A 5,011-nucleotide genomic window follows, 5' to 3' on the forward strand; every position below is an offset into this window, starting at 1 on the left:
GACAAAGACCTTTGAAAACTGAACAAGACGAACCAATGTGCAGGGCACTATAACTAAGGTTATAGTACTGAACAATGAAAAAACAATAAATCTGTCAGTGACAGAAATGAGTGAGAACTCAAACTTTTAATGAGAGTTTGATCCTGGCTCAGGACGAACGCTGGCGGCGTGCCTAATACATGCAAGTAGAACGCTGAAGGAGGAGCTTGCTTCTCTGGATGAGTTGCGAACGGGTGAGTAACGCGTAGGTAACCTGCCTGGTAGCGGGGGATAACTATTGGAAACGATAGCTAATACCGCATAATAGTAGATGTTGCATGACATTTGCTTAAAAGGTGCAATTGCATCACTACCAGATGGACCTGCGTTGTATTAGCTAGTTGGTGAGGTAACGGCTCACCAAGGCGACGATACATAGCCGACCTGAGAGGGTGATCGGCCACACTGGGACTGAGACACGGCCCAGACTCCTACGGGAGGCAGCAGTAGGGAATCTTCGGCAATGGACGGAAGTCTGACCGAGCAACGCCGCGTGAGTGAAGAAGGTTTTCGGATCGTAAAGCTCTGTTGTAAGAGAAGAACGAGTGTGAGAGTGGAAAGTTCACACTGTGACGGTATCTTACCAGAAAGGGACGGCTAACTACGTGCCAGCAGCCGCGGTAATACGTAGGTCCCGAGCGTTGTCCGGATTTATTGGGCGTAAAGCGAGCGCAGGCGGTTAGATAAGTCTGAAGTTAAAGGCTGTGGCTTAACCATAGTACGCTTTGGAAACTGTTTAACTTGAGTGCAAGAGGGGAGAGTGGAATTCCATGTGTAGCGGTGAAATGCGTAGATATATGGAGGAACACCGGTGGCGAAAGCGGCTCTCTGGCTTGTAACTGACGCTGAGGCTCGAAAGCGTGGGGAGCAAACAGGATTAGATACCCTGGTAGTCCACGCCGTAAACGATGAGTGCTAGGTGTTAGACCCTTTCCGGGGTTTAGTGCCGCAGCTAACGCATTAAGCACTCCGCCTGGGGAGTACGACCGCAAGGTTGAAACTCAAAGGAATTGACGGGGGCCCGCACAAGCGGTGGAGCATGTGGTTTAATTCGAAGCAACGCGAAGAACCTTACCAGGTCTTGACATCCCTCTGACCGCTCTAGAGATAGAGTTTTCCTTCGGGACAGAGGTGACAGGTGGTGCATGGTTGTCGTCAGCTCGTGTCGTGAGATGTTGGGTTAAGTCCCGCAACGAGCGCAACCCCTATTGTTAGTTGCCATCATTCAGTTGGGCACTCTAGCGAGACTGCCGGTAATAAACCGGAGGAAGGTGGGGATGACGTCAAATCATCATGCCCCTTATGACCTGGGCTACACACGTGCTACAATGGCTGGTACAACGAGTCGCAAGCCGGTGACGGCAAGCTAATCTCTTAAAGCCAGTCTCAGTTCGGATTGTAGGCTGCAACTCGCCTACATGAAGTCGGAATCGCTAGTAATCGCGGATCAGCACGCCGCGGTGAATACGTTCCCGGGCCTTGTACACACCGCCCGTCACACCACGAGAGTTTGTAACACCCGAAGTCGGTGAGGTAACCTTTTAGGAGCCAGCCGCCTAAGGTGGGATAGATGATTGGGGTGAAGTCGTAACAAGGTAGCCGTATCGGAAGGTGCGGCTGGATCACCTCCTTTCTAAGGATAAGGAACTGCACATTGGTCTTGTTTAGTCTTGAGAGGTCTTGTGGGGCCTTAGCTCAGCTGGGAGAGCGCCTGCTTTGCACGCAGGAGGTCAGCGGTTCGATCCCGCTAGGCTCCATTGGTGAGAGATCACCAAGTAATGCACATTGAAAATTGAATATCTATATCAAATAGTAACAAGAAAATAAACCGAAACGCTGTAGTATTAAAAGAGTTTATGACTGAAAGGTCAGAAAATAAGGTTAAGTTAATAAGGGCGCACGGTGGATGCCTTGGCACTAGGAGCCGAAGAAGGACGTGACAAACGACGATATGCCTTGGGTAGCTGTAAGTAAGCGATGATCCAGGGATTTCCGAATGGGGGAACCCAACAGGTACTACCTGTTACCCGCATCTGTTAAGGATGTGAGGAGGAAGACGCAGTGAACTGAAACATCTAAGTAGCTGCAGGAAGAGAAAGCAAAAGCGATTGCCTTAGTAGCGGCGAGCGAAACGGCAGGAGGGCAAACCGAAGAGTTTACTCTTCGGGGTTGTAGGACTGCAATGTGGACTCAAAGATTATAGAAGAATGATTTGGGAAGATCAGCCAAAGAGAGTAATAGCCTCGTATTTTAAATAGTCTTTGTACCTAGCAGTATCCTGAGTACGGCGGGACACGTGAAATCCCGTCGGAATCTGGGAGGACCATCTCCCAACCCTAAATACTCCCTAGTGACCGATAGTGAACCAGTACCGTGAGGGAAAGGTGAAAAGCACCCCGGGAGGGGAGTGAAATAGAACCTGAAACCGTGTGCCTACAACAAGTTCGAGCCCGTTAATGGGTGAGAGCGTGCCTTTTGTAGAATGAACCGGCGAGTTACGATATGATGCGAGGTTAAGTTGAAGAGACGGAGCCGCAGGGAAACCGAGTCTGAATAGGGCGCTTTAGTATCATGTCGTAGACCCGAAACCATGTGACCTACCCATGAGCAGGTTGAAGGTGCGGTAAGACGCACTGGAGGACCGAACCAGGGCACGTTGAAAAGTGCTTGGATGACTTGTGGGTAGCGGAGAAATTCCAAACGAACTTGGAGATAGCTGGTTCTCTCCGAAATAGCTTTAGGGCTAGCGTCGACATAAAGATTCTTGGAGGTAGAGCACTGTTTGGGTGAGGGGTCCATCCCGGATTACCAATCTCAGATAAACTCCGAATGCCAATGAATTATGGTCGGCAGTCAGACTGCGAGTGCTAAGATCCGTAGTCGAAAGGGAAACAGCCCAGACCACCAGCTAAGGTCCCAAAATAATTGTTAAGTGGAAAAGGATGTGGGGTTGCACAGACAACTAGGATGTTAGCTTAGAAGCAGCTATTCATTCAAAGAGTGCGTAATAGCTCACTAGTCGAGTGACCCTGCGCCGAAAATGTACCGGGGCTAAAACAATTTACCGAAGCTGTGGATACCTTTATAGGTATGGTAGGAGAGCGTTCTATGTGTGAAGAAGGTATACCGTGAGGAGTGCTGGAACGCATAGAAGTGAGAATGCCGGTATGAGTAGCGAAAGACAGGTGAGAATCCTGTCCACCGTAAGACTAAGGTTTCCAGGGGAAGGCTCGTCCGCCCTGGGTTAGTCGGGACCTAAGGAGAGACCGAAAGGTGTATCCGATGGACAACAGGTTGATATTCCTGTACTAGAGTATGTAGTGATGGAGGGACGCAGTAGGCTAACTAAAGCAGACGAATGGAAGTGTCTGTCTAAGCAGTGAGGTGTGATATGAGTCAAATGCTTATATCTATAACATTGAGCTGTGATGGGGAGCGAAGTTTAGTAGCGAAGTTAGTGACGTCACACTGCCAAGAAAAGCTTCTAGCGTTTAAACATACTCTACCCGTACCGCAAACCGACACAGGTAGTCGAGGCGAGTAGCCTCAGGTGAGCGAGAGAACTCTCGTTAAGGAACTCGGCAAAATGACCCCGTAACTTCGGGAGAAGGGGTGCTGACTTTACGTCAGCCGCAGTGAATAGGCCCAAGCAACTGTTTATCAAAAACACAGCTCTCTGCTAAATCGTAAGATGATGTATAGGGGGTGACGCCTGCCCGGTGCTGGAAGGTTAAGAGGAGTGCTTAGCGTAAGCGAAGGTATGAATTGAAGCCCCAGTAAACGGCGGCCGTAACTATAACGGTCCTAAGGTAGCGAAATTCCTTGTCGGGTAAGTTCCGACCCGCACGAAAGGCGTAATGATTTGGGCACTGTCTCAACGAGAGACTCGGTGAAATTTTAGTACCTGTGAAGATGCAGGTTACCCGCGACAGGACGGAAAGACCCCATGGAGCTTTACTGCAGTTTGATATTGAGTGTCTGTACCACATGTACAGGATAGGTAGGAGTCTATGAGATCGGGACGCCAGTTTCGAAGGAGACGTTGTTGGGATACTACCCTTGTGTTATGGCCACTCTAACCCGGATAGGTTATCCCTATCGGAGACAGTGTCTGACGGGCAGTTTGACTGGGGCGGTCGCCTCCTAAAAGGTAACGGAGGCGCCCAAAGGTTCCCTCAGAATGGTTGGAAATCATTCGCAGAGTGTAAAGGTATAAGGGAGCTTGACTGCGAGAGCTACAACTCGAGCAGGGACGAAAGTCGGGCTTAGTGATCCGGTGGTTCCGTATGGAAGGGCCATCGCTCAACGGATAAAAGCTACCCTGGGGATAACAGGCTTATCTCCCCCAAGAGTTCACATCGACGGGGAGGTTTGGCACCTCGATGTCGGCTCGTCGCATCCTGGGGCTGTAGTCGGTCCCAAGGGTTGGGCTGTTCGCCCATTAAAGCGGCACGCGAGCTGGGTTCAGAACGTCGTGAGACAGTTCGGTCCCTATCCGTCGCGGGCGTAGGAAATTTGAGAGGATCTGCTCCTAGTACGAGAGGACCAGAGTGGACTTACCGCTGGTGTACCAGTTGTCTTGCCAAAGGCATCGCTGGGTAGCTATGTAGGGAAGGGATAAACGCTGAAAGCATCTAAGTGTGAAACCCACCTCAAGATGAGATTTCCCATGATTTTATATCAGTAAGAGCCCTGAGAGATGATCAGGTAGATAGGTTAGAAGTGGAAGTGTGGCGACACATGTAGCGGACTAATACTAATAGCTCGAGGACTTATCCAAAGTAACTGAGAATACGAAGTGTGAGGTTTTCTTGGTATTTGATAGATATTCAATTTTGAGTAGGTATTACTCAGAGTTAAGTGACGATAGCCTAGGAGATACACCTGTACCCATGCCGAACACAGCAGTTAAGCCCTAGAACGCCGGAAGTAGTTGGGGGTTGCCCCCTGTGAGATATGGAAGTCGCTTAGC

General features: G+C 49.9%; 1 tRNA gene and 3 rRNA genes. All 4 read left to right on the forward strand.

The window, feature by feature from the left end:
• Nucleotides 1-125: 125 nt before the first annotated feature.
• The 4 genes from HMPREF8578_RS12185 (at nucleotide 126) to rrf (ending at nucleotide 5,011) form a co-directional block, all read left to right on the forward strand.
• Nucleotides 126-1,672, forward strand: a 16S ribosomal RNA gene (locus tag HMPREF8578_RS12185).
• 51 nt (nucleotides 1,673-1,723) lie between these two features.
• Nucleotides 1,724-1,796, forward strand: a tRNA-Ala gene (locus HMPREF8578_RS12190).
• Between the two features lie 122 nt (nucleotides 1,797-1,918).
• Nucleotides 1,919-4,819, forward strand: a 23S ribosomal RNA gene (locus HMPREF8578_RS12195).
• Between the two features lie 76 nt (nucleotides 4,820-4,895).
• A 5S ribosomal RNA gene (rrf, locus tag HMPREF8578_RS12200) occupies nucleotides 4,896-5,011 on the forward strand.
• The 16S, 23S and 5S rRNA genes sit together here with 1 tRNA gene alongside, the layout of an rRNA operon.

The organism is Streptococcus oralis ATCC 49296 (assembly GCF_000185265.1).
Taxonomy (GTDB): Bacteria; Bacillota; Bacilli; order Lactobacillales; family Streptococcaceae; genus Streptococcus; species Streptococcus oralis_BC.